The organism is Actinomadura rifamycini DSM 43936 (assembly GCF_000425065.1).
GTDB lineage: Bacteria > Actinomycetota > Actinomycetes > Streptosporangiales > Streptosporangiaceae > Spirillospora > Spirillospora rifamycini.
Genome location: NZ_AULB01000012.1, coordinates 39068 through 63454, shown reverse-complemented (window position 1 = coordinate 63454; position 24387 = coordinate 39068). Strand labels below are relative to the sequence as shown.

Annotated in this window: 19 protein-coding genes; 12 read left to right on the top strand and 7 right to left on the bottom strand. The window is 75.1% G+C overall.

Going from position 1 to position 24387, the window contains the following annotated elements:
* The first annotated feature begins 35 nt into the window (after nucleotides 1–35).
* From H505_RS0111965 to H505_RS0111950, 4 genes are all read left to right on the top strand, one after another.
* Complete coding sequence (locus H505_RS0111965; protein WP_026402180.1) at nucleotides 36–1397, top strand: dihydrolipoyl dehydrogenase family protein; 1362 nt, start codon at nucleotides 36–38, stop codon at nucleotides 1395–1397.
* Between the two features lie 31 nt (nucleotides 1398–1428).
* Nucleotides 1429–3414, top strand: coding sequence for a thioredoxin domain-containing protein (locus H505_RS0111960; RefSeq protein WP_026402179.1), 1986 nt, complete (start codon nucleotides 1429–1431; stop codon nucleotides 3412–3414).
* A gap of 215 nt (nucleotides 3415–3629) precedes the next feature.
* Nucleotides 3630–4829 (top strand): C40 family peptidase, encoded by a 1200-nt coding sequence (locus H505_RS0111955; protein ID WP_026402178.1) that lies wholly within the window; start codon nucleotides 3630–3632, stop codon nucleotides 4827–4829.
* Between the two features lie 161 nt (nucleotides 4830–4990).
* A complete protein-coding gene (locus tag H505_RS0111950) occupies nucleotides 4991–6985 on the top strand; it encodes a sensor histidine kinase (RefSeq protein ID WP_051300576.1) in 1995 nt (664 codons plus the stop codon).
* 22 nt (nucleotides 6986–7007) lie between these two features.
* Here the strand turns inward: H505_RS0111950 and H505_RS0111945 are convergent, their stop codons facing one another.
* The gene (locus tag H505_RS0111945; RefSeq protein WP_026402176.1) at nucleotides 7008–7613 is read right to left on the bottom strand and encodes a response regulator transcription factor; all 606 of its coding nucleotides are present in this window, start codon (nucleotides 7611–7613) and stop codon (nucleotides 7008–7010) included.
* 81 nt (nucleotides 7614–7694) lie between these two features.
* Between H505_RS0111945 and H505_RS41375 the strand changes: the two genes are divergently transcribed.
* The 6 genes from H505_RS41375 (at nucleotide 7695) to H505_RS41370 (ending at nucleotide 14841) form a co-directional block, all read left to right on the top strand.
* The gene (locus H505_RS41375; RefSeq protein ID WP_051300575.1) at nucleotides 7695–9575 is read left to right on the top strand and encodes an ABC transporter permease; all 1881 of its coding nucleotides are present in this window, start codon (nucleotides 7695–7697) and stop codon (nucleotides 9573–9575) included.
* A 51-nt stretch (nucleotides 9576–9626) separates the two neighbouring features.
* Nucleotides 9627–10148 carry a hypothetical protein gene (locus tag H505_RS0111935; RefSeq protein WP_026402175.1) on the top strand — a complete coding sequence of 174 codons (522 nt, stop codon included), beginning with the start codon at nucleotides 9627–9629 and terminating at the stop codon, nucleotides 10146–10148.
* Between the two features lie 136 nt (nucleotides 10149–10284).
* Nucleotides 10285–10908 carry a hypothetical protein gene (locus H505_RS0111930; RefSeq protein WP_051300574.1) on the top strand — a complete coding sequence of 208 codons (624 nt, stop codon included), beginning with the start codon at nucleotides 10285–10287 and terminating at the stop codon, nucleotides 10906–10908.
* A 243-nt stretch (nucleotides 10909–11151) separates the two neighbouring features.
* Complete coding sequence (locus H505_RS0111925; RefSeq protein ID WP_051300606.1) at nucleotides 11152–11946, top strand: isoprenyl transferase; 795 nt, start codon at nucleotides 11152–11154, stop codon at nucleotides 11944–11946.
* A gap of 111 nt (nucleotides 11947–12057) precedes the next feature.
* Nucleotides 12058–13428 (top strand): RNA 5'-3' helicase PhoH2, encoded by a 1371-nt coding sequence (locus tag H505_RS0111920; RefSeq protein ID WP_026402172.1) that lies wholly within the window; start codon nucleotides 12058–12060, stop codon nucleotides 13426–13428.
* A 441-nt stretch (nucleotides 13429–13869) separates the two neighbouring features.
* A complete protein-coding gene (locus H505_RS41370) occupies nucleotides 13870–14841 on the top strand; it encodes an aggregation-promoting factor C-terminal-like domain-containing protein (RefSeq protein ID WP_245592489.1) in 972 nt (323 codons plus the stop codon).
* An 18-nt stretch (nucleotides 14842–14859) separates the two neighbouring features.
* On the opposite strand, the gene H505_RS0111910 is transcribed toward H505_RS41370, so the two are convergent.
* The 3 genes from H505_RS0111910 to H505_RS0111900 all read right to left on the bottom strand — a co-directional run bounded on the left by H505_RS0111910 (nucleotide 14860) and on the right by H505_RS0111900 (nucleotide 19404).
* A complete protein-coding gene (locus H505_RS0111910; protein ID WP_026402171.1) occupies nucleotides 14860–16251 on the bottom strand; it encodes a class II fumarate hydratase in 1392 nt (463 codons plus the stop codon).
* 87 nt (nucleotides 16252–16338) lie between these two features.
* Nucleotides 16339–17607 (bottom strand): serine/threonine-protein kinase, encoded by a 1269-nt coding sequence (locus H505_RS47545; RefSeq protein WP_084550150.1) that lies wholly within the window; start codon nucleotides 17605–17607, stop codon nucleotides 16339–16341.
* Nucleotides 17608–17763: 156 nt separating this feature from the next.
* Entirely contained in the window at nucleotides 17764–19404 is a 1641-nt protein-coding gene (locus tag H505_RS0111900) for a fumarate hydratase (RefSeq protein ID WP_026402170.1), read from the bottom strand.
* 173 nt (nucleotides 19405–19577) lie between these two features.
* On the opposite strand from H505_RS0111900, the gene pdxR reads away from it, so the two are divergent.
* Both pdxR and H505_RS0111890 read left to right on the top strand, forming a co-directional pair.
* The gene (gene pdxR / locus H505_RS0111895) at nucleotides 19578–20993 is read left to right on the top strand and encodes a MocR-like pyridoxine biosynthesis transcription factor PdxR (RefSeq protein WP_026402169.1); all 1416 of its coding nucleotides are present in this window, start codon (nucleotides 19578–19580) and stop codon (nucleotides 20991–20993) included.
* Nucleotides 20994–21022: 29 nt separating this feature from the next.
* Nucleotides 21023–21253 (top strand): hypothetical protein, encoded by a 231-nt coding sequence (locus H505_RS0111890; RefSeq protein ID WP_026402168.1) that lies wholly within the window; start codon nucleotides 21023–21025, stop codon nucleotides 21251–21253.
* A 94-nt stretch (nucleotides 21254–21347) separates the two neighbouring features.
* On the opposite strand, the gene H505_RS41360 is transcribed toward H505_RS0111890, so the two are convergent.
* The 3 genes from H505_RS41360 to H505_RS0111875 are packed head-to-tail and all read right to left on the bottom strand — an operon-like array spanning nucleotide 21348 to nucleotide 24364.
* The gene (locus tag H505_RS41360; protein WP_034517667.1) at nucleotides 21348–22574 is read right to left on the bottom strand and encodes an MFS transporter; all 1227 of its coding nucleotides are present in this window, start codon (nucleotides 22572–22574) and stop codon (nucleotides 21348–21350) included.
* A gap of 54 nt (nucleotides 22575–22628) precedes the next feature.
* Entirely contained in the window at nucleotides 22629–23420 is a 792-nt protein-coding gene (locus H505_RS0111880) for an ABC transporter permease (protein ID WP_026402167.1), read from the bottom strand.
* Nucleotides 23417–24364 carry an ABC transporter ATP-binding protein gene (locus H505_RS0111875; protein WP_084550147.1) on the bottom strand — a complete coding sequence of 316 codons (948 nt, stop codon included), beginning with the start codon at nucleotides 24362–24364 and terminating at the stop codon, nucleotides 23417–23419. Before H505_RS0111875 ends, H505_RS0111880 begins: the two co-directional genes overlap by 4 nt.
* Nucleotides 24365–24387 lie beyond the last annotated feature (23 nt).

Below are 24387 nucleotides of genomic sequence, written 5' to 3'. Positions count from 1 at the left end.
GGTGACACCCCCGGATCCGGGGCAGGATGGCGATCATGACCGAGGAAGTGGACGTCGTCGTCATCGGGCTCGGGCCGGGCGGCGAGGACGCGGCGGGGCGGCTCGCCGAGGCGGGCCTGTCGGTGGTCGCGGTGGAGTCGCGGCTGGTCGGCGGCGAATGCCCGTACTACGCGTGCATCCCGACCAAGATGATGGTGCGGGCCGCTGGCCTGGTGGCGGAGGGCGAGCGGATCCCGGGGATGGCGGGCGACGCGGCCGTCCGGCCGGACTGGACGCCCGTCGCGGCCAGGATCCGGGACGAGGCGACGGACTCGTGGGACGACACGGTCGCGGCCGACCGGCTCACCGGGAAGGGCGTCGAGCTGGTCCGGGGCCGCGGGCGGATCACCGCGCCCCGGGAGGTGGCGGTCGACGGGCGGACGTTCCGGGCGCGGCGCGGCATCCTGCTCAACACCGGCACGTCGCCCGCGTCGCCGTCGATCGAGGGGCTGGACGGCACCCCGTACTGGACGAACCGGGAGGCCGTGCAGGCCACGGAGGCGCCCGCGTCGATGGTCGTCCTCGGCGGCGGGGTCGTCGGGGTGGAGCTGGCGCAGGCGTTCTCCCGGTTCGGGACGCGGGTGACGGTGGTGCAGGCCGAGGACCGGCTGCTGGCCCGCGAGGAGCCCGAGTCGAGCGAGCTCGTCCGGCGGGTGTTCGAGCGGGAGGGCATCGGCGTCCGCACCGGGCTGCGCACCGACCGCGTCGCCTATGACGGGCACGAGTTCACCCTGCACGCGGACGGCGGGGCCATCGTCGCGGACCGGCTGCTCGTCGCGACCGGCCGGCGCCCGAACCTGCGGGGGCTCGGCCTGGAGCACGTCGGCCTGGACGAGGACGCCCGCGCCGTGCCGGTGGACGGCAACATGCGGGCGGCCGACGGGGTGTGGGCGGTCGGCGACATCACCGGCAAGGGCCAGTTCACGCACGTGTCGATGTACCAGGCGGCGATCGCGGTGCGCGACATCCTCGGCGAGGAGGGCTCCCCGGCGTCGTACCGGGCGGTGCCGCGGGTCACGTTCACCGAGCCGGAGATCGGCGCGGTGGGGCTGACGGAGGCGCAGGCGCGGGACCAGAACCTGCCGGTCCGCACCGGGACGGTCGAGCTGTCGGCCTCGTCGCGGGGGTTCATCCACAAGTCGGGCAACGACGGCTTCATCAAGCTGGTGGAGAGCACCGAGTGGGGCGTGCTCGTCGGCGCCACCGCCGCGGGCCCGGCCGGCGGGGAGATCCTCGGGGCCCTCGCCGTCGCCGTCCACACGGAGGCCAAGGTCACCGCCCTGCGGGAGATGATCTACGCCTATCCGACCTTCCACCGCGCCATCGAGTCCGCCGTGGCGGCCCTCCGGGAAGGGTGAGGCGGCGCCCGGATCGGGCAGGATCGGGGGCATGAACCGGCTCAAGGACGCGACCAGCCCGTACCTGCTGCAGCACGCCGACAACCCGGTGGACTGGTGGGAGTGGTCCGACGGCGCCTTCGCCGAGGCCCGAGAGCGCGACGTGCCGATTCTCCTCTCCGTCGGTTACGCCGCGTGCCACTGGTGCCACGTGATGGCCCACCAGTCCTTCGAGGACGCAGAGACGGCGCGGATGATGAACGAGCTGTTCGTCAACGTAAAGGTGGACCGCGAGGAACGGCCCGACGTCGACGCCGTCTACATGGAGGCCACGCAGGCCATGACCGGCCAGGGCGGCTGGCCGATGACGGTGTTCATGACCCCGGACGGCCACCCGTTCTACTGCGGGACCTACTTCCCCCGCCCCCAGTTCCGGTCGCTGCTGCAGGCCGTCCACAAGGCGTGGACGGAGCAGCGCGACGAGGTCGCCGGGCAGGGGCAGAAGGTCGTGGAGGCGCTGAGCTCCGGCGGTCCCGGGCTCGGCGGCGGCGAGGCCCCGGACGGCGAGCGGCTCGCGCACGCCGTGCAGGTGCTCGCGTCGTCCTACGACGCGGCCCGCGGCGGGTTCGGCGGGGCGCCGAAGTTCCCGCCGTCGATGGCGCTGGAGTTCCTGCTGCGCCACCACGCCCGGACGGGCGACGCGCAAGCCCTCGCGATGGCCGGGCACACCCTGGAGGCGATGGCCCGCGGCGGCATGTACGACCAGCTCGGCGGCGGGTTCGCGCGGTACTCGGTGGACGCGGCGTGGGTCGTCCCGCACTTCGAGAAGATGCTGTACGACAACGCCCTCCTCGCCCGGGTGTACGCGCACTGGTGGCGGCTGACGGGGTCGTCGTTCGCGCGGCGGATCGCGCTGGAGACGTGCGACTGGATGCTGCGCGACCTGCGGACCCCCGAGGGCGGCCTCGCGTCCGCGCTGGACGCCGACAGCGAGGGCGTCGAGGGCAAGTACTACGTGTGGACGCCCGCGCAGCTCCGCGAGGTCCTCGGCGACGACGACGGCGCGTACGCCGAGGGCCTGTTCGAGGTGACGGGGACGTTCGAGCACGGCACGTCCGTCCTGCAGCTCCTCGCCGACCCCGACGACCCCGAGCGGTACGGGCGCGTCCGGACGGCGCTGCTGGAGGCGCGCTCGCGGCGGGTCCCCCCGGCGCGCGACGACAAGGTCGTCGCGGCGTGGAACGGCCTCGCGGTCGCGGCGCTCGCCGAGTGCGGGGCGATGTTCGACCGGCCGGATCTGGTCAGGTCCGCCGAGGAGATCGCCGCGCTCCTCGTCGCGGTGCACGAGCGCGACGGGCGCCTCGCGCGGACGTCCCGGGACGGTGCGGCGGGCGCGAACGCGGGCGTCCTGGAGGACTACGCCGACGTCGCCGAGGGCCTCCTCGCGCTGCACGCCGTCACCGGCGACCCCGGCCGGATGCGGCTGGCGGGGGAGCTGCTGCACACCGTGCTGGAGCGGTTCACCGACGGCGAGGGCGGCTTCTACGACACCGCGGACGATGCGGAGCGGCTGTTCCGGCGCCCGCAGGACCCGACCGACAACGCGGCGCCGTCCGGGCAGTTCGCGGCGGCGGGCGCGCTGCTGTCGTTCGCCGCGCTGACCGGCTCGGACCGGCACCGGGAGGCGGCGGAGCAGGCGCTGGCCCCGGCGGCGGCGCTCGCCGCGCGGCACGCCCGCTTCGCGGGCTGGGGCCTGGCGGTGGCCGAGGCCCTCGCCACGGGCCCGGTGGAGATCGCGGTGATCGGCGGCCGGGACGACCCGCGCACCCGCGCCCTGCACCGCACCGCGCTGCTGGCGGTCGCGCCGGGCGCGGTCGTGAGCGTGGGGGAGCCGGGCCAGGACGGGGTGCCGCTGCTGGAGGGCCGCCTCCCGGTCGACGGCGCACCGGCCGCGTACGTGTGCCGCGGGTTCGTCTGCCGCCTCCCCGTAACGTCCACAGACGCCCTGAAACGCGAACTCCGTGGCCAATTGAAGTAACCGTCCACTTTGTGGGAATGTGGCGTTGATCTCCTGCTGCCGTGGTGTTACCTATTGGTAGCACTATCGGGGGCTTACCCGATGGGGGAAGACGGACGAGGGTGCTCGGCGCGGGGCCGGGTATCCGGACGGCGGACGCCGTGCGGGCCTCCGCCCGTGCGGGCACGGCCCAGTCCGGGTCCGAGCCCGGAGCCCGACCGACGAGGAGCGTGCCAGTGCGAAAGCCGAACCGCCGGGTGCTACCGACGATCATCGGCGTTTCGGTCGCGGCGACGCTGGGCGCGAACGTCACGGTGCTGCTGGTGCGGGGCGGGCCCGCCGCCGGCCCGGCGCCCGCGGCGCCCGCCCGCGCGGACTACGTCGCCGCCGCGGGCAGCTTCGACGACGTGTCCCCCGAGGCGGTCGCGCCGCTCGGGAAGCGGCTCGAGCCGCACGTGCTGGTGGCGGCGCCGGCCACGCTGGCGCCGGCGCTGGTGCAGAAGGTGCGCGCCGCCAAGGGCGTGCAGGGCGTCGAGGTCGTCGACGCCGTCCAGGGCGTGGTCGCGGGCGAACGCGTCGGGGTGCTCGGCGTGAACCCGTCCACGTTCCGCGCCTACACGCCCGAGCCGACGGCGAAGTCGGACGACCTGTGGCGCAACATCGCGGGCGGCGACGTCGCGATCTCGTTCACGATGGGCAACGACGGCGGGGTGCGGCTCGGGAGCCGGGTCCCGGTCGGCGGCGCGAAGGTGCAGCAGACGATGCGGGTCGGCGCGTACGCGACGATGGGCATCCCCGACGTCGACGCGGTCATCACGCACGAGGCCGCGGAGCGGCTCGGCGTGCCGACGGGCAACGCGATGCTGATCAGCGTGCCGAAGGCCGACCCGAAGGCGTTCATCAAGAAGCTGAAGAAGGGGCTGCCGAAGGGCGCCAAGGCCGTCCCGGTCACGCCCGAGCTGGAGACGCCGTCCGCCGGGTCGGTGCCGGAGTCCAACGGCCGGGTGATGACGGCCGGGCAGGTGCGGACGGTCATCGAGGCGGCGGCGAGCCGGCGCGGCTGGCCGTACGTGTGGGGCGGCGAGTCCGAGGCCGAGGGCGGCTACGACTGCTCCGGGCTGATGCAGTACGCGTTCGCCCGCGCGGGCATCACGCTGCCGCGCGTCGCCGCCGACCAGGCCCGCGCCGGCTGGGTCGTCCCCTACGAGAAGGCCGAGCCGGGCGACATGCTCATCTGGGCGAACGACCCGACCGCCCCGGGCTACATCTCGCACATCGCGCTGTACATCGGCGAGGGCAAGATGATCGCCGCGCCGCGGCGGGGCACGGTCGTCCAGGTGCAGAACGTCTACACGAAGAACATGAAGGGCGCCGTGCGGGTGAACCCGCAGCGCGCCAAGCAGGTCGCGGACCAGATCGCCGCCAGCATCGGCTGACGGGCCACGGCGGGCGGCCGAGGAACGCCGCTGCGGGAGCGCAAGAAGCCGCGGACACGGAGGGCGATCCGCCGAGCGCGTTCTTCCGCTCCTTCCCCACCTGACCGTCAGGAGGCGGGGGTGGGAGACTGCTCCGGCAGGGGCGTTTCGGGAGGAAACCGGTGTCCGAGAGCGGGCGCGCACGGCTCATCGCCGGTGCCGTCATGGCCGCCTTCGCCGGCGTCCACGTCCTCGCGGCGCCGTCGCGCACCGGCGGACCGGTCGCGGCGGCGGCCGCGGCCGTCCTGGTCCTCGGCGTGCTCGCCGCCGCGCTGGCCCGCCTCGCACGGCCGCGCGGCCCCCGGACGGCCGCGACGGCCGCCGCCCAGGCGGCGCTCGCGTACGGGGCGGTCGCGTGCGGCGCGTCCGCGGGCCTCCTCGGCTTCCCGACCGGGACCCTGCTGCTGTCGCGCGGCCGCGCGCTCGCCGTCCCGGTCGTGGCGACCGGCGCGGCGATCGAGGCCGCCCGGGGCGGGGCGCCCGCCGACGCCGCGATCACCATCGGGCTGATGGGCCTCGTCGTCTACGGCCTCGTCCGGCTGGCGGAGCGCGTGGACGACACGGCGGCGGCGCGGCTGCCGCTCACGATGGCGGCGATCGAGCGGGAGCGGCTGCGGATCGCGGCGGAACTGAACCGGGGCCTCGGGGAGGGGCTGGCGGCCGTCACCGAGGGCAGCCGCCGGGCGCTCGACCGGCCCGCCGAGATCGACGCCGTCCTCCCGGTCGCCCGGCGGGCGCTCAACGACGCGCGCGCGGCGGCGGCCGACTTCCGGAGCATGTCCCTCGCCCCCGAGGCGGCGGCGGCGCGCGCGCTGCTCGAGGCGGCGGGCGTCCGGACGGACGTGCGCAGCGGCCACCGCGAGCCCCTCGGGCCCGCCGGGGCGCTGCTGGCGCTCGTCCTGCGCGAGGCGGTCACGGACGTCGTCCGGGAGGGCCGCGCGGAGCACTGCGCCATCGAGACCTCGGAGGACGGCGGCCTGGTGCGGCTGCGCGTGACGAACGACGGCGTCCGGACGGCGGCCCAGGGCGCGAAGGCGCTCGCGCCCGCGGCGGAACGCGTCCGGTCGGCGGGCGGCGCGTTCGCCGCCGGGCTCGCCGCGGACGGGCGGTTCACCGTCGACGCGGCCGTCCCGGCGGGCGAGCGGCCGGTGGCGCTGCCGGACCGGACCGCCTACCGGATGTCGGTGACGCTGCTCGCGACCGTGGTCGCCGCCTTCGTCGGCAAGCTCCTGCTGCAGCTCTCCGGGGAGGCCGCCGCCTGGCCCGGACCGGTGGCGACGTTCGGGCTGGGCGTGACCGGCCTGCTCGCGGGCGTCCTGCTGGTCGCGCTGCCGCTGCGGGCGGCCGTCCTCCCGGTGGCGGCGGCGATGGCGGCCGCCGGGGCCGCCGCGCACCTGCTCGGCCACGGCGCGGCCGCCGCCGGCAACGCCGCGGTCAGCACGCTCGTCTCCGGTCTGGTGGTGTACGGGCTGGTCAAGCTGGCGCGGTCGGTGCGCGACCTGCGCGCGGCGGGGGAGGAGCTCGCCCGCGCCGCGACCGTCCAGGAACGGCTGCGCGCGGCCCGCGACCTGCACGACCTGCTCGGCCACACCCTCGCCGCGATCCTGCTGAAGTGCGAGCTGGTCCGGCGGCTGGCCGCCGCCGACCCGGCGCGGGCGCGGGCCGAACTGGCCGAGGTCGTCGACATGGCGGCGCGGGCGCGGGCCGACCTGGCCGCGGCCGCGGGCGGCGCCGCCGGCCTGACGCTGGACGGCGAGGTGCGGTCGGCCCGCTCGGTCCTGGGGGCCGCGGGCGTGGACGTCGAGACCGACCTGCGGCACCCGGAGCTGGACGCGGCCGCGTCGGCCGTGCTCGGCACGGTCCTGCGGGAGGCGGTGACGAACGTGCTGCGCCACAGCGGCGCCGGGCGCTGCGCCATCGCGACGGCGGGGGACGGCGCCACGGTGCGGCTCACCGTCGAGAACGACGGCCTCGACCCGCGCGCGCCCCGCACACCGCCCGGCTCCGGCCTGGGCAACCTCGCCACCCGCCTGGCCTCGCACCAGGGCACGCTCAGCGCGCGCGCCGACGGCGAAGGCCGCTTCCGGCTGGAAGCGACCATCACAAGCCCCGCCTGACGCCCGTCCGATGCGGGCGCGTTCAGAGCCAGCCCGCCTCGCGCGCTATGCGGGCCGCGTCCGTGCGGTTGCGCGCGTTGAGCTTCGCGACGACGGCCGTCAGGTAGTTCCGGACCGTCCCAGCCGACAGGTGCAGCCGCGCGGCGATCTCCGGCGCCTCCGCGCCCTCGGCCGCGAGCCGCAGGACGTCGGTCTCGCGGGGGGTGAGCGGGTTGTCGGCGAGGTCCCACGCGGTGAGCGCGAGCCGCGGGTCGAGGACCCGCTCCCCGGCCGCGACCTTGCGGATGCCGTCCGCGAGCTCCTCCGGCGGCGCCGTCTTCAGCAGGAAGCCCCGCACGTGCGCGGTCAGCGCCCGGCGCAGGTGCCCCGGACCGCCGTGCCCGGTCAGGACGAGCACGGCGACCGCGGGCGCCGCCTCGTGCAGGGCCGCCGCGGCCGCCAGCCCGTCCATGCCCGGCATGCCGATGTCGAGGACGGCGACGTCCGGTTCGGCCCGCGCCGCCGCCGGGAGCACCTCGTCGCCGCGCTCGACCTCGGCGACCACGGCCAGGTCGGGCTCCAGGTTCAGCAGGGCGGCGAGGGCGCTGCGGACGACGTGGTGGTCGTCCGCCAGAAGCACCTTGATCACGCTTTAGGTGTATCAGTCCGGCGCCGTCACGGTACGACCCATGACGAGGTCACGGGTGCCCGGTGATCACGTCTCTGGTCCGTGAACGCCCAGGTCAGAGACCACCAGGCCGCGCTGTTCTTCTCGGCGGAGCAGGCCCGCCGCCTGGCCGGCCGGGACGGCCGGGTCGCGGCGATCGGCGCATGGGGCCCCGAACGGGCGGTGCGGGACGCGGTGCGCGGCACGTCCGCGACCGTCCGCACCGGGACGGACCGGGGCAGGACCGAGTTCCTCGGCGCGGAGGAGGCGCGGATCGACCTGATCAGCATGGGCGGCGCGCTCGGCGGCACGTCGCTGCTCGTCGCGGTCCTCGTCGTGTCCGGGACGTTCGCGCTGTCGGTGCGGCAGCGGGAGCGGGAGATCGCGCTGCTGCGCGCGGTCGCGGCCACGCCGCGGCAGGTCCGCCGGATGATCGGCCGCGAGGCGCTGCTCGTCGGGCTCGCCGCCGCGCCGCTCGGCGCGGCCTGCGGGCTCCCGCTCGCCTTCTGGCTGCGGGACCGGTTCCGCGGCCTCGGCGCCCTCCCGCCGAACCTCGACCTGGTCGTCGGCCCGGTCCCGCCGCTCGCCGCCGTGCTCGCCACCGCGGCCGCGGCCGTCGCCGCCGCCCGCGTCGCCGGGCGCCGCACCGCGCGGGTCCGTCCGGTCGAGGCACTCGGGGACGCGGCGCTGCGCCCGGCCCGCCTCGGCGCGCCGCGCGTCGCCGCCGGGCTCGCCGCGGCGGCCGGCGGCGCGGTCCTGACGCTCGTGCTCGCGAACCTGGACACCGAGGCCGCGTCGAGTCCCGTCACGGTCCTCACCGCGCTCGTCTGGACGGTCGCGGTCGCGCTGCTCGGCCCCGCGCTGGCCCGCGCCGCCGTCGCCGTCCTCGCCGTCCCGCTGCGGCGCCTCCCCGGCGGCGGGCACCTCGCCGCGGCGAACCTCGCGATGGACGCGCGGCGGGTCGCGTCCGTCGTCACCCCGCTCACCCTCATGATCGGGTTGACCGCCACGATCCTGTTCGCGCAGACGACCCTCGGGCACGCGGCGACGCGGCAGGCGGAGCGGGGGACGGTCGCGGACCACGTGGTCGGCCCGCGCGTGCCGCACGCGGCGGCCGAGGAGCTGCGCGCGGCGCCCGGCGTCACCGCCGTCACCGAGGTCGTGCGCGGCACGGTCCGGGTGGGCCTGGAGAACTACGCCGCCCAGGGCGTGACACCGGAGGGCCTGCGGCACACCCTGGACCTGGACGTCCGCGCGGGGTCGCTCGACGCTCTGGGGCCGTCGACGGTCGCGGTGAGCACCACGGCCGCCGGACGGCTCGGCGTGGGGCCGGGGGACCGGCTGCCGCTGACGCTCGGCGACGGCACGCCGATCGAGCCGACGGTCGTCGCGGTGTACGGGCGCGGCCTCGGGTTCGGCGACCTCACCCTCGCCCACGAGGTCGTCGCCGCGCACGTCGACGACCCGCGCGGCACCCTGCTCGTCGCGGGCGCGCTCCCGGGCGGCGTCCCGGCCGCCGGCGCGGGGGCCCTCGCCGAGGCGCGGGCCGCGGCGAACGCCCAGGTCAACTATGTCGCGATGGCCCTGATCATCGCGTTCACCGCCATCGCGGTGGTGAACACCCTCGCGATGGCGACCGCGGACCGGGCCCGCGAGCTGGCCGCGCTGCGCCTCGCCGGGGCGACCCGCCGCCAGCTCCTGCGGATGCTCGGCTGGGAGACCGGCTCGATGGTGCTCGTCGCGGGCGTCCTCGGCACCGCGATCGCCTTCGCCGTCCTGACCGCGTTCGCGCGCGGGATGACCGGCGGGGCCCCGCATGTCCCGCCGGGCGCCCATCTGGCCGTCCTGGCGTTGGGCGGCGCGGCGGCCCTGGCCGCCACCGCCCTGCCCGCCCGGCTCGTGACGGCCGTGCGGCCGGCCGCGGCCGTCGGCGCGCGGGAATGATCAAGGCCGGGTGGCTGGCGCCGTCCCCCGTAGGGTTGTAATTTTGATTACATGAGTACGAGCGAAGCGGTGGAGGAGCTGCGGGGCTGGTTCTCCGGGCGGCTCCCGGAGGACTGGTTCGAGGGGAGGATCGAGATCGTCCTCGACCGCGAGGAGGTGGGCGTGGTGGGCCGCCTCCGCGAACCCGGCGCCGCCGCGGACGTCTCCGCGGCGGAGCGCGCCGCGCTCGTCGCCGGGCACGTCCGGCGGTTCCGGGCCGACACCCGCGACGAGCGCATCGCCATCGCGCGCGAGGCCGAGCGGCGGTTCGGGCGCAAGGTGTCGTGGGGCGTCGACTGCGGCGGGGAGCGGGAGATGTTCACCACCCTGTCCGTGCCCGTCATGACCCGGCTGCGGCAGCCCGAGCGCCGCGTCCTGGACACCCTCGTCGAGGCCGGCGTCGCCCGCAGCCGCAGCGACGCGCTCGCCTGGTGCGTCCGGCTCGTCGGCCGCAACACCGACGAGTGGCTGACCGAGCTGCGCGCCGCCCTCGAGCACGTCGAGCGCGCCCGCGCCGCCGGTCCCAAGCCCTGACCGCGGCCCCCGGCCCGCGGGCGCGACCCGCCGGAGCGGTTTCATTGCCCGATCCCGGGCTCCGGTGGATGTGATCATGGTCGTGACCTCGCCTAGGGTGCGGGGATACCGCCGTGATCGGAAGGGGGCCGGGGGCGTGAGGACGCTGCGCTGCCTGGACGGCTCCGCCCTCACCGTGCTGCCCGTGCCGTCGTTCGACCGCGGCGGCGCCCCCTACGAGGTCACCCTCGAGCTGCGCCGCGACGGCGCCGTGTTCGGCGCGGTCGGGGAGCGCTGCGGCTACTTCCTCGCCGACGCCGCCGCCCGGCTGGCCGCCGCCCGCGCCGACGGCTCCCCGCAGGCCGCCCGCTGGCCCGACCCCGACGACCGCTTCCCCGGCCGGGACGCCGGACGGGACGGCGCCGCCGCGCGCGGCCCCGAACTGTTCGCGTTCCGCTACCGCGACCGCGGCGACGTGATGAGCACCGGCGAGCTGCGCTGCACCGTGCGGACGTCCTCGCTGTGGGTCGGGCGGCAGCAGTCCGCCGCCGGGCGCTGGCGGGTCGCGCGGCGCGCCGTGCTGGAGGCGTGGGGCGCGGGCGGCCGCGGCGTCCGCGCCGTCCTCACCTCCACCGAGCTGGTCCGGTTCCTGGACGGCCTGCTCGTCGAGGCCGACCGCCTGCAGCGGCGCCCGCAGACCCGCCGGACCGGTCCGATCCCGGCCGTCCAGAGCTTGGCCGGAGCGGGCCGAACCGGACGAAACCGGCGCCCCGCGCGTTAGCCTCAGAGCAGCGGGACGGCCGGAGAGGTGCCGGAGAGGTGCCGCCGTCGCGCCATAATTGAGCGTCCTTCCCGCACGGGACGACCGCTCGAAGGGACGCCCACCATGGGGATTCGGCGAACGCGCAGGAACCGGGACGGCGCGCGCGGGGACCGCGTGCGCGGAGGCCCCCTGGGCGGGGGCCGCAAGGGCGGGGACGCCGTGCGCGAGCGCATCGCGGGCGCCGGCACCGGCGACGGCCCGCTGTCCACCGCGGTCCGCCGCAGCGGCCCGTACGCGGCGTTCCGCGACGTCGTCTACCGGATCTACGAGCGCCGCGTCGAGTCGTCCCTGCCGACCGACGTCACGCCCCGCCACGTCGGCGTCATCCTGGACGGCAACCGGCGCTGGGCCCGGTCGATGGGCCTCGCCGACGTCAACACCGGGCACCAGGCCGGCGCCCGGAAGATCTCCGAGCTGCTGCACTGGAGCACCGAGGCGGGCGTCGAGCTGGTCACGCTCTGGCTGCTGTCGACCGACAACCTCAACCGCCCCGCGAACGAACTCGAACCGCTGCTGCGGATCATCGAGAACACCGTCCGCGGCCTGGCCGCCGAGGGATGGCACGTCAAGCCGGTCGGCGCCCTCGATCTGCTGCCCGCCGAGACCGCCCGCGTCCTGAAAGACGCCGCCGAAGCCACATCGAACGCCCCGGGCCTGATTGTGAACGTCGCGGTTGGGTATGGGGGTAGGCGTGAGATCGCTGATGCGGTGCGCTCTCTGCTCGTCGAGCAGGCGAGCCGTGGCACCAGCATCGAGGAACTCGCCGAGTCCCTCGACGTGGAGCACATCGCGGAGCATCTCTACACGCGCGGCCAGCCGGACCCCGACCTGGTCATCCGCACGTCGGGGGAGCAGCGTCTCTCCGGCTTCATGCTCTGGCAGAGCGCCCACTCGGAGTTCTACTTCTGCGAGGTCCACTGGCCGGACTTCCGCAAGGTGGACTTCCTGCGGGCCATACGCTCGTATGCCGCGCGGCACCGGCGCTACGGTACCTGACGGTCGGCCTCCGACCCCCACCGCCCAAGGCCGCCCCCGGACCGGGGGACGCGGCCGCACGGGGGCGGACTGCGGCGCCACCGGTAGTTCCCCCATAGTCAGGGAGATCGAGTGGCCACAACCTCCGCGCGCCGCCCCGGCTCGACCGGGACCGCTTCCGGGACCTCCGTTCCGGACACGCGGCGCACGTACGTCCTCGACACCAGCGTCCTGCTCGCCGACCCGGGGGCGATGACCCGGTTCGCCGAGCACGAGGTCGTACTCCCCATCGTCGTCATCTCCGAGCTCGAGGCCAAGCGGCACCATCCCGAGCTCGGGTACTTCGCCCGGCAGGCGCTGCGCACCCTGGACGACCTGCGGCTCGCGCACGGCCGGCTGGACGAGCCGCTGCCGATCGAGGGCCCGGACGGCGACGTCGGCGGCACGCTCCGCGTCGAGCTGAACCACTCCGACCCGAGCGTCCTCCCGGACGGCTTCCGGCTCGGCGACAACGACACCCGGATCCTGTCGGTGGCCGGGTGGCTCGCGCGCGAGGGCCGCGACGTCGTCCTGGTCTCCAAGGACCTGCCGATGCGGGTGAAGGCGTCCGCCGTCGGCCTGGCCGCCGAGGAGTACCGCGCCGAGCTCGCCGTCGTCGAGTCCGGCTGGACCGGGATGCGCGAGCTGGAGCTGCCGGGCGGCGTCGTCGACGACCTGTTCGAGGCGGGCCGGGGCGAGATCGAGGAGGCGCGCGACCTGCCGTGCCACACCGGCCTCCGGCTGCTGTCGGAGCGCGGGTCCGCGCTCGGCCGCACGCTGCCGGACAAGTCGGTGAAGCTGGTGCGCGGCGACCGGGAGGTGTTCGGGCTGCGCGGCCGGTCCGCCGAGCAGCGGATCGCGCTCGACCTGCTCATGGACGAGGACGTCGGCATCGTCTCGCTCGGCGGCCGCGCGGGCACCGGGAAGTCCGCGCTGGCGCTGTGCGCGGGCCTGGAGGCCGTGCTGGAGCGGCGGCGGCACCGCAAGGTCGTCGTCTTCCGGCCGCTGTACGCGGTCGGCGGGCAGGAGCTCGGCTACCTGCCGGGCTCGGAGAACGACAAGATGTCGCCGTGGGCGCAGGCCGTCTACGACACGCTGTCGGCCGTCACGACCCCGGACGTCATCGAGGAGGTCCTCGACCGGGGGATGCTGGAGGTGCTCCCGCTCACCCACATCCGCGGCCGGTCGCTGCACGACTCGTTCGTCATCGTCGACGAGGCGCAGTCGCTGGAGCGCGGCGTGCTGCTCACGGTCCTGTCGCGCATCGGCGCGGGCTCCCGGGTGGTGCTGACGCACGACGTGGCGCAGCGCGACAACCTGCGGGTCGGCCGCCACGACGGCATCGCCGCGGTGGTGGAACGTTTGAAGGGCCACCCGCTGTTCGCGCACATGACGCTGACGCGCTCCGAGCGCTCGCCGATCGCCGAGCTGGTGACCGACATGCTGGGCGACGTCACGGGCTGACCCGCCGTCGCGCAGCGTGCCGCCCCGGTGACCGTGCGGTCGCCGGGGCGGTGTCGTCCGCGCCACACCGCCCTGTACCGACCGTGATCGACGCGCGCCCGTGAGTTGATCTGTGGCGAAGGTCACAGGGTGCCGGAGAGCGTCACCGAACCGCAGGTCGGACGGCGGTTTCCGGGGCGTCACCGGGAAGTTGACAACGCGGTCTCCGTCGGCTCATGTCTCGTTTCGGTTGCGGAGCGGCCCTCGGCCTCGGGCATTGTGGCTCCCCGTAAGCACCCCCAGAGCGGTGCACCGGGCCGCCGCGCCGCCCCGCACGCGGGACGCACGGCGCCCCGGACCGCTCCGGGCCGCGGCCGTCCCGCCTTCGGACGGCACGGGCGGCGGGGGGTGGAAGCCGCTCGCGCGCGTGCCCATGCGCGCGCGACCGTCGGAAGGACCGCCTTGTCCGGAGACCGTCCCGGGTCCCCTAGGCGAGACGAACGACAGCACCCGCGCCCGCTCCCGCACGAGGAGGACGTCCGCGTCGCCGGACCGTCCCCCGCGGCCGAGCCCGGGACGGCGGGCGGCGCACCGGGCGGCGACACGCTCGGCCTCGCGGCCGTCCCCGGCGACCCGGAGCGACCGGCCGACCCGAACGACACCGCATGGGACCTGCCCGTCGCCGAGCCGCCCGCGGCGGCCCCCCGCCGGACGGGCGGGCGCGGCGGGCGCCGCCGGGCCGCGGGGAAGGGCTCGGCGCGCCGCAACGGGCTCCGCGCCGCCGCGATCGCCGCGGGCGCGGCCGTCGTGGTCGGCGGCGGGACGGTCGCCGCGTTCGCGCTGACCGGCGACGGCGAGACCACCGTCGGGCCGGCCCGGCCGCTCGCCGACGCCGCCGCCCCCACCCCCACGATCGACCCGAAGGTCCTGGAGAAGCTCCGGCACGAGAAGGCGCTCGAACGGGCCGCCCAGCAGGTCCGGCAGGACGGCGGCGAGAAGCTCGAGCTCCAGGCCGTCGGCAAGCCGCTGCCCACCAAGAAGCCCACGCCGACGAAGTCGCCCGCGAAGCGCGACGACGACGACGGCGGTGGCGGCGGCTCCACCGCCAAGGTCACCGACCCGGTGCCCGCCGGCGAGGCCCAGCAGATCGCCAAGGCGATGCTCCCCGACTTCGGCTTCAGCGGCGACGGCCAGTTCGGCTGCCTCGTCAAGCTGTGGGACAAGGAGAGCAGCTGGAACGTCCACGCCGACAACCCCTACTCCGACGCGTACGGCATCCCGCAGGCCAACCCCGGCTCCAAGATGGCCTCCGCCGGTCCCGACTGGCAGAACAACGCCCGCACCCAGATCAAGTGGGGCCTCGGCTACATCAAGGACCGGTACGACACCCCCTGCGGCGCCTGGAACAACTTCCTGGACAACGGCTCGTACTGACCCCGGGACGGGCGCCCCTCAGCGGGCGCCCGTCATCCCGAGGACGTCCAGGGCCGCGTCGAGCTGCTCCAGCGTCAGCCGCCCGGCGTCCACGTGCCCCCGCTCCAGCACCACCTCGCGGATCGTCCTGCGCTCCGCGAGCGCCTGCTTGGCGACCTTCGCCGCCTCCTCGTAGCCGATGTACCGGTTGAGCGGCGTGACGATCGACGGCGACGACTCCGCGTACTCGCGCATCCGCTCCGCGTCGGCCTCGATCCCCGCGACGCACCGGTCCGCGAGCAGCCGCGACGCGCTCGCCAGCAGCGTGACCGACTCCAGCACGTTCCGGGCGAGCATCGGCAGCATCACGTTCAGCTCGAAACTGCCCGACGCGCCGCCGAACGCGACCGCCGCGTCGTTCCCGATCACCTGCGCCGCGACCTGCGCCACCGCCTCCGGGATCACCGGGTTCACCTTCCCCGGCATGATCGACGAACCGGGCTGCAGGTCCGGCAGCCGGATCTCCGCGAGCCCCGCCCGCGGCCCCGACCCCATCCAGCGCAGATCGTTCACGATCTTGGTGAGGCTCACCGCGACCGTCCGCAGCGCGCCGCTCGCCTCCACCAGGCCGTCCCGCGCGCCCTGCGCCTCGAAGTGGTCGCGCGCCTCGGTCAGCGGCAGCCCCGTCGCGCGCGCCAGCTCCGCGACCACCCGCGCCGCGAAGCCGTCCGGCGTGTTGATCCCGGTGCCCACCGCGGTCCCGCCCAGCGGCAGCTCCGCCAGCCGCGGCAGCGCCGCCTCCAGCCGCTCCACCCCGTGGTTCACCTGCGCCGCGTACCCGCCGAACTCCTGGCCGAGCGTCACGGGCGTCGCGTCCATCAGGTGCGTCCGGCCCGCCTTCACGACGGTCGCGAACTCGCGGGACTTCGCGTGCAGCGCGTCCCGCAGGTGCCGCAGCGCCGGGATCAGCTCGTCCACCACCGCCCCGGTCGCCGCGACGTGGATCGAGGACGGGAAGACGTCGTTCGACGACTGCGACGCGTTCACGTGGTCGTTGGGATGCACCGGGCGTCCCAGCCGCTCCTCGGCGAGCGTCGCCACGACCTCGTTCGCGTTCATGTTCGACGACGTGCCCGAGCCCGTCTGGAACACGTCGATGGGGAACTGGTCGTCCCACTTCCCCTCCGCGACCTCCCCGGCCGCGTCGGCGATCGCCGCGGCGAGAGCGTCCTCCAGCACTCCCAGCTCGGCGTTCGCGACCGCCGCCGCGGCCTTGATCCGGCCGAGGGCCGCGATGTGCGCGGGCTCCAGCGTCCGCCCGGAGACCGGGAAGTTCTCCACGGCCCGCTGGGTCTGCGCCCGCCACTTGGCCGACGCCGGAACCCGGACCTCCCCCATGGAGTCGTGCTCGATCCGGAAATCCTCGGTCATCTACGACACCTCCCGCCGGGGTCCTTCCCCGCTCCTCTCGGGACAGCCGTCCCCGGAGCGGGGACATTCCCCCGCGGGCCGTGACCTTCAGCCCCCGATGGTCCGCGTCACGGTGAGGTTCTTGCGCTCGCCCGGCGCGCCCCCCGGCTCGTGCCGCCCGTTCACCCACACGTCGCACGCCGAGGCGTCGTAGAGCACCGCGTTCAGCCGCTGGTGGTCGTACTTGCGCGCCTCGCCGCGGGCCAGCGTCTCGTCGCTGAGCACCGTCATCGCCTCGCCCGGGACCGACACGAAGATCTTGCAGGCGCCGCTCTTCGCCCGCACCACCAGCGTGCTGGACGCGACGCCCGCCGGGACGCCCGCGCCCGCCGCGCCGCTCGCCGTCGCGGGCGGCGTCGCCGGGGACTCCGGCCCCTCCCGCATCATCCCGACGATCAGCGCCGTCGCGCCGACCCCGCAGGACGCGACGGTCGCCGCGACGAGCGCCGCCACGACCGTCAGCCGGTACCGGGGCGTCGCCGGGCGCCGTCCCGACCGCGGCCCGGACATCGCCCGCTCCAGCCGGTCCGCCGCCCGCGCGTGGCTGAGCCGCCGCGTCGGGTTCTTCTCCAGCAGCCCGGTGATCACCGGCCCGAGCGTCCCCGCGTTCGCCGGAACCGGCGCCGGCTCGTTCGCGAGCGCGCTGAGCGTCGCCATCACGTTGTCGCGCTCGAACGGCGGCCGCCCCTCCAGCGCGGCGTACAGCGTCGCGCCCAGCGACCACAGGTCCGACCGCGGCGTGGCCTTCTCGCCCGCCGCGACCTCGGGCGCGACGTACGCGGGGGAGCCCATGAAGTGCCCGGTCTTCGTCAGGCTGGCCGACCCCGACGAGAACGCGAGCCCGAAGTCGGTGAGCACCACCCGGTCGCCGTCCAGCAGGACGTTGCTCGGCTTGAGATCGCGGTGGACGATCCCGGCCCGGTGCGCGGTGCCCAGCGCGTCCAGCAGCTTGCGGCCGATGTGCCCGACCCGGTCGGGCGGCAGCGGCCCGGACCGCTCGATGAGCTCCTCGAGGCTCGGCGCCTCGATCAGCTCCATCACGATCCAGGGCCGCCCCTGCTCGATGACGACGTCGTACACCTCGACGATCGAGGGCGTGCGCAACTGCGCCGGGGCCCGCGCCTCCCGCAGGGTGCGCCGGTAGAAGACGACCCGGTCGTCCTCGGAGAGGTCCTCGGGGAGCCGCAGCTCCTTGATCGCCACGGCGCGGTCGAGGAGCTCGTCGTGGCCTCTCCACACGGTGCCGTTGGCACCTTGGCCTATTTCCGAGACCAGCCGGTAGCGCGTCGCGAGAACGAGGCGCTCAGACTGTGACATGGGCGAAAAGATACCGGAGTAGCCATCCGGTCATCCGGCAGTCTCACGACGAAGTTGGATTTGGGGGCGATACCGTGATCTATCGCCCCCACCCCACCCCGCCCACCCTCGCAAAACACGACTTTCTTCCCAGGACCGGAGGGCGACCGCGGTGCGTCAGCGGCGGCCGATGGTGAGGACCGGGCCCGAGGTGTCGGCGAAGAAGTCCTCGCCCTTGTCGTCCACGACGATGAACGCCGGGAAGTCCTCGACCTCGATCTTCCAGACGGCCTCCATGCCCAGTTCGGGGTACTCGAGGACCTCGACCTTCTTGATGCAGTCCTGGGCGAGGCGGGCGGCGGGGCCGCCGATGGAGCCCAGGTAGAAGCCGCCGTGCGTCTTGCAGGCGTCGGTGACCTGCTGGGAGCGGTTGCCCTTGGCCAGCATGACGAACGAGCCGCCGGCGGCCTGGAACTGCTCGACGTAGGAGTCCATCCGCCCGGCGGTGGTGGGGCCGAACGAGCCGGACGCGTAGCCCTCGGGCGTCTTGGCGGGGCCCGCGTAGTAGACGGCGTGGTCGCGCATGTACTGCGGCATCGGCTCGCCCGCGTCCAGCCGCTCCTTGATCTTGGCGTGCGCGATGTCGCGGGCGACGACGAGGGGACCGGTGAGGGAGAGCCGGGTCTTCACCGGGTACTTCGACAGCTCGGCGCGGATCTCGTCCATCGGCCGGTTCAGGTCGATCTGGACGACCTGGTCGTCGAGCTGGTCGGCGGTGGTGTCGGGCAGGTACTTCGCGGGGTCGGTCTCGAGGCGCTCGAGGAAGACGCCCTCGGCGGTGATCTTGGCGAGGGCCTGCCGGTCGGCGCTGCACGAGACGGCGATGGCGACCGGGCAGGACGCGCCGTGGCGCGGCAGCCGGATCACGCGGACGTCGTGGCAGAAGTACTTGCCGCCGAACTGGGCGCCGATGCCGAGCTTCTGCGTCAGCTCGAACACCTGCTGCTCGAGTTCGACGTCGCGGAAGCCGTGCCCCAGGGGGGAGCCTTCGGTCGGCATCGAGTCGAGGTAGTGCGCCGACGCGTACTTCGCCGTCTTCAGCGCGTACTCGGCGGACGTCCCGCCGACGACGATCGCCAGGTGGTACGGGGGGCACGCGGCGGTGCCGAGGGAGCGGATCTTCTCCTCGAGGAAGGACATCATCCGCTTCGGGTTCAGGACGGCCTTCGTCTCCTGGTACAGGAACGACTTGTTCGCGCTGCCGCCGCCCTTGGCCATGAACAGGAACTTGTAGGCGTCGCCGGGCGCCGCGTACAGCTCGATCTGCGCGGGGAGGTTGCTGCCGGTGTTCTTCTCGTCCCACATCGAGACGGGCGCCATCTGCGAGTAGCGCAGGTTCAGCCGCGTGTACGCGTCGTAGACGCCGCGCGAGACGTGCTCCTCGTCCCGGCCGTCGGTGAGGACGTGCTGGCCCCGCTTGCCCATGACGATCGCGGTCCCGGTGTCCTGGCACATCGGGAGGACCCCGCCGGACGAGATGCCCGCGTTCTTCAGCAGGTCGAGGGCGACGAACCGGTCGTTCGGCGACGCCTCCGGGTCGTCCAGGATCTTGCGGAGCTGCGCGAGGTGGGCGGGGCGCAGCAGGTGCGAGATGTCGCGCATGGCGGTCTCGGTGAGCAGCCGCAGCGCCTCCGGCTCGACCTGCAGGAACGTTCGTCCGTTCGCCTCGAAGGTGGAGACGCCCTCGGTGGTGAGCAGGCGGTAGTCGGTGTCGTCCGTTCCGAGCGGCAGCAGGTCGGTGTAGGAGAACTCAGGCATCTCAGGCAGATCCTCGCGCGATTCCGATAGGGGCCGCCTCACAGGGTACGACTCCGGTCCGGCGGAGCGGCGGGGGCGTCGGAAGGTCCGCCGAAGAAGGCGACGATGTCGTCAGATCATGGACCAATGGCCGGTCCGTGACACAAGTCATACCTTCGGACGCTGAACGAGGTGTGACCGACCTTCATCTCCCACTCGACCGGTCCGCGGGGCGGCTGGCGGCGCAGATCGCCGCCGGTTTCCGCGCGGGCGTCCGGTCCGGCCGGCTGACCGCCGGGACCAGGCTGCCGTCGAGCCGAGACCTCGCCCGGGACCTGGCCGTGTCCCGCGGCGTCGTCGTCGCCGCCTACGAGCAGCTCACCGCCGAGGGCTTCCTGGTCGCCCGGCGCGGCGACGGCACCCGGATCGCGCCCCTGGCCCGCCCCGACGACCCCCCGACCGCCCCGCCCGTCCGGTCCGCGCCCCCCGTGCCGGCCGCGCGCACCCCCGTCGAGCACGACCTGCGGCCCGGCCGCCCCGACCTGGCGGCGTTCCCCCGCGACCGCTGGCTGGCCGCCGAACGCGCCGCGCTGAAGGCGCTGCCGGACGACGCCCTCGCCTACCCCGACCCCGCCGGGGCGCTCGTGCTGCGCACCGAGCTGGCCGGCTACCTCGGACGCGTCCGCGCCGCGCACACCGACCCCGGCCGGGTCGTCGTGACGAACGGGGTGGCGCACGCCCTGTCGGCGCTGGTCCGGCTGCTGCGCGCGGACGGCCGCGCCGTGCTCGCCGTCGAGGACCCGACGAGCGTCCGGCAGCTCCCGATGCTGCAGGCCACCGGCGTCCGGCTGGTGCGGGTCCCGGTGGACGGGCAGGGCATCGACGTCGCGGCCCTCGCCCGGACGGACGCGCGCGCGGTGCTCGTCACGCCCGCGCACCAGTACCCGACGGGCGTCGTCCTGTCCCCGGCCCGGCGCGCCGCCCTGATCGCGTGGGCGCGGGACGCCGACGGGCTGGTCATCGAGGACGACTACGACGCCGAGTTCCGCTACGACCGGGAGCCCGTCGGCTGCATGCAGGGGGTCGATCCGGAGCGGGTCGTGCTGCTCGGGTCCGTCAGCAAGGCGCTCGCGCCCGCGATACGGCTCGGCTGGGCGGCCGTCCCGCCGCCGCTCGCCGCCCGCCTGCGGACGCACCGCCTGCACACCGACCTCGGCACGCCCGTCCTGCCGCAGTACACGCTCGCCGAGTACCTGCGCTCCGGCGGCTACGACCGGCACCTGCGCGCCATGCGGCGCCGGTACCGGGCCCGGCGGGACGCCCTCGCCGACGCGGTCCGGCGGCACGTCCCGGGCGCCCGTGTGCACGGCGTTTCGGCGGGCATCCACCTCTACGTGGAGCTGCCCCCGGGCTGCGACGAGGAGCGGGTGGTCGCCCGCGCGTCCCGCGCCGGGCTGTCGGTCGCGGGCGGCCGCCCGATGTGGTCGCCCGGCCGGGCCGCGCACGCGCCGCCCGCGCTCGTCCTCGGCTACGCCGGGCTGGGGGAGGGGCGCCTGGTCAAGGCGGCGGAACTGCTCGGTCAAGCGGTTGCAGCGGGGGCTCACGGGTAGGACAACGGTTCCCGGTGTAGGAGGTACGGATGAGTCTGGAAGAGGCGGCGCGGCAGCTCAAGATGGCCGTGCACGACGGGCAGGTCGCCTTCGACTGCGTGGGGCTGGGCGACCTCGCGCGGGCGCAGGAGCACGCGGTGACCCTGCGTGCGGCGGCCGACGCCGCCGAGGTCGCGCTCGCCCGGGCGATCCAGGACATGACCCCCGAGGAGGCGCAGGCGGAGGGCGAGCGGGCCGTCGCCGCGCTCGAGGAGGGCTGACCGGTCCCGGCGGGACCGGAGCACCGGGCCCCCGGGGCGGCCGCCCCGGGGGCCCGACCGTCCCCGGCGGCGGCCTCGGCCGGTGCCTGGACGGTCAGGGCGCCGTGGGCTCGGGACGGCGCGGCGCCGCGGCGTCCGGCGCGTCCGTCCCGGCCGGGGCGGGGGCGAAGCCCTTCGCGGTCGCGAACACGACCAGCACCAGGAGCGCCGGGACGGCGAACGCGAACCGCAGGCCGTGGTCCGCGCTCAGCGGCTCCACCGCCCCCACCACGGCCGCGCCCAGGACGAACCCGACGTAGTTGAAGATGTTGACCCGGGCCACGGCGACGCCGAGGCCCGTGGGGTCGACCCGTCCGGCGGCCGTGAACGACACCGGCGCGATCACGCTGAGGCCCAGCCCGGCGACGGCGAACGCCGCGATCGCGAACGGCGCGTTCGGCGCCGCGACCACGCCGGCCATCCCGGCGAGGCCCACCGCGCCGCCCAGCCGCACCACCGGGACCGCGCCGGAGCGGCGCACCGCCAGGTCGGCGACGGCCCGGCTGGCCACCATCGCGACCTGGTAGGCGACGTAGCCGAGCGGCGCCACCCAGTCCGCCCCGCCCAGCTCGTCGTCGAGGTACTTCGCGCCGTAGTTGGAGATCGCCGAGTCGGCGAGGTACGCCACCGCCATCGCCGCGCCCACCACCAGGATCGGGCGCCACGGCACCCGCCGCCCGGCGGCCTTCAGCTCCGCGGCGGACGGCCCGTCGCCCTCCTCGGCGCGCCGGTACAGCCCGTGCCCGGTGGCCAGCGACGCCGCGATCCCGACGGCGGCGGCGATGCCGAAACCGGCGGGCAGCGGCAGGTCGACGCCGTTGGCGAGCGACGCCCACAGCCCCCCGAGGATCCCCGCGACGCTCCACACCGCGTAGAAGCCGGTGATCAGGCTTATCCCGTACCGGCGCTCCACCGCGACGGCCTGCGCGTTCATCGACGCGTCCACCGCCCCGACGAACAGCCCGAACAGCGCCACCGCCGCGTACAGCGCGAGGTCGTTGTCGCCGGTCAGCCCGATCAGCACGATCGTCACGGCCACCGCGGGCTGCGACACCCGCAGGACGGGCCCGCTGCCGACCCGGCGGAACAGCGCCCCGGACGCGACGCTGCCCGCGCCCGCGACCAGCGGCACCATCAGCAGCACCAGCGACAGCGTCGCGTCGCTCAGCCCGTGCGCGTCCTGGATCCGCGGCACCTGCGTCACCAGCGACGCGAAGCACAGCCCCTGGACGGCGAACGCGGTGTAGGCCGACGCGCGCGCCCGGCGGTCCCTGGTGTCCATGCGCCCCCGCTAACGTGAGGAAGATTCGCGTCAGCGTAGAGAGCGGGGAACCCGTCAGTCAATGAGGCGGCGGCGCATCCCCCGCACCGCGATCACCCACATCAGCGCGGCGAACCCGGCCAGCACCGCCAGGTGCCCGAGGTCCGCCAGCGGCTCGATCCCGAACACCATGTGCCGGACCAACTGCACGCAGTGGTACAGCGGGTTCAGCTTCGACGCCGTCTCCGCCCACGCCGGCAGCGCGTCCACCGGGAAGAACGTCCCCGCGATCAGGAACAGCGGCGTCACCACGCCCGTGATCACGTAGTCGAACGAGTTGATCGACGGCACCACCGACGACGTCCACATCCCGAACAGGCCGAACCCCAGCGCCGTGAAGAACGTCGCGACCGGCACCAGCAGCATCCCGAACGACGGGTCCAGCCCGAAGAACAGCGCCACCAGCAGCGGCGTGCACGAGTACACCGCCGACTTCGCCGCGATCCACGACGCCTCCGCCGTGACCAGCTCGTGCACGTCCACCGGCGCCGCCAGCATCCCGTCGTAGGTGTGCTGGAACACCCGCCGGATGTAGCCGTTGAACATCCCCGGGAACACCGACGTGAACAGCGCCGCCGTCCCCACCACGCCCGTCGCCACGAAATCCAGGTACCGGTAGTCGCCGATCACCGCGACCATCGACCCGAACCCGTAGCCGAAGCACAGCAGGAAGAACGTCGGCTCCACCATCGACGCGAACGACTGCGACGTCCAGTACCGCTTGAACAGCGCCAGCTCGTGCCGCCACACGCCCCGGATCGGCGCCATCTCGAACCGGCGCAGCCGCTCCGCCTGCGCGCCGCTCATTCCACGCTCTCCCCGGTCAGCACCACGAACACGTCCTCCAGGTTGGCCGCGCGGCGGACGCCGTCCGCCCCCAGCTCGTCCGCCAGCGACGGCGCGATCGTCTCGGCCTTCAGCACCGACACCGACGGGCCCGTCCGCCGCGTCGGCAGCCCCGCGCCCCGCGCCAGCCGCTCCACCTCCGCCAGCCGGTCCGGCGGCCCGTAGTGCTCCACCGCCCGCTCGCCCGCGTACTCGCCGACCAGCTCCGCCGGCGTCCCCCGGGCGATCACCCGGCCGTGCGACATCAGCGCGCACTCGTCCGCCAGCCGCTCGGCCTCCTCGATGTAGTGCGTCGACATCAGCACCGTCGTGCCCCGCGCCCGCAACCCGTCGATCAGCCCCCACAGCTCCGCCCGCACCTGCGGGTCGAGCCCCACCGTCGGCTCGTCCAGCAGCACCAGCCGCGGCCGGTGCACCAGCCCCCGCGCGATCAGCAGCCGCCGCCGCATCCCGCCCGACAGGTCGTCCACCTTCGTGCCCTGGCGCTCCGTCAGGTGCGCGATCGCCAGCGCGTCGTCGACCGCCCCGCGCCGCTCCTTGCGCGGCACCCGGTACAGGTGCGCGAACACCTCCAGGTTCTCCCGGGCCGTCAGCTCCTCGTCGAGGTTGTCCTGCTGCGGGACGACCCCCATCGCCGCCCGCGCGCGCTTGGACTCCCGCGGCACCGGGAACCCCAGCACCTCGATCGTCCCCGCGGTCGGCACCGCCTGCGCCGTGAGCATCTTCATCGTCGTCGACTTCCCGGCCCCGTTCGGGCCGAGCAGCCCCAGGCAGATCCCGGACGGCACCTCCAGATCGAGCCCGTCCACGGCGGTGAAGCCGCCGAACCGCTTCACGACCCCCCGCAGGCTGATCGCCGCCGCCGACCCGGCCCCGACCGCCTCCGGTGCACGTTGCAAGGTCATAGGGGCACCCTAAGTAGTGACGC

Bases quoted from the DNA above. Each gene is read 5' to 3' on its own strand.
- H505_RS0111880 (WP_026402167.1), bottom strand. From the start codon at position 23,420: ATGAGCGGCGCGCAGGCGGAGCGGCTGCGCCGGTTCGAGATGGCGCCG.
- H505_RS0111965 (WP_026402180.1), top strand. From the start codon at position 36: ATGACCGAGGAAGTGGACGTCGTCGTCATCGGGCTCGGGCCGGGCGGC.
- H505_RS0111900 (WP_026402170.1), bottom strand. From the start codon at position 19,404: ATGCCTGAGTTCTCCTACACCGACCTGCTGCCGCTCGGAACGGACGAC.
- H505_RS0111960 (WP_026402179.1), top strand. From the start codon at position 1,429: ATGAACCGGCTCAAGGACGCGACCAGCCCGTACCTGCTGCAGCACGCC.
- H505_RS0111935 (WP_026402175.1), top strand. From the start codon at position 9,627: ATGAGTACGAGCGAAGCGGTGGAGGAGCTGCGGGGCTGGTTCTCCGGG.
- H505_RS0111910 (WP_026402171.1), bottom strand. From the start codon at position 16,251: ATGACCGAGGATTTCCGGATCGAGCACGACTCCATGGGGGAGGTCCGG.
- H505_RS47545 (WP_084550150.1), bottom strand. From the start codon at position 17,607: ATGTCACAGTCTGAGCGCCTCGTTCTCGCGACGCGCTACCGGCTGGTC.
- H505_RS0111875 (WP_084550147.1), bottom strand. From the start codon at position 24,364: ATGACCTTGCAACGTGCACCGGAGGCGGTCGGGGCCGGGTCGGCGGCG.
- H505_RS41360 (WP_034517667.1), bottom strand. From the start codon at position 22,574: ATGGACACCAGGGACCGCCGGGCGCGCGCGTCGGCCTACACCGCGTTC.
- H505_RS0111890 (WP_026402168.1), top strand. From the start codon at position 21,023: ATGAGTCTGGAAGAGGCGGCGCGGCAGCTCAAGATGGCCGTGCACGAC.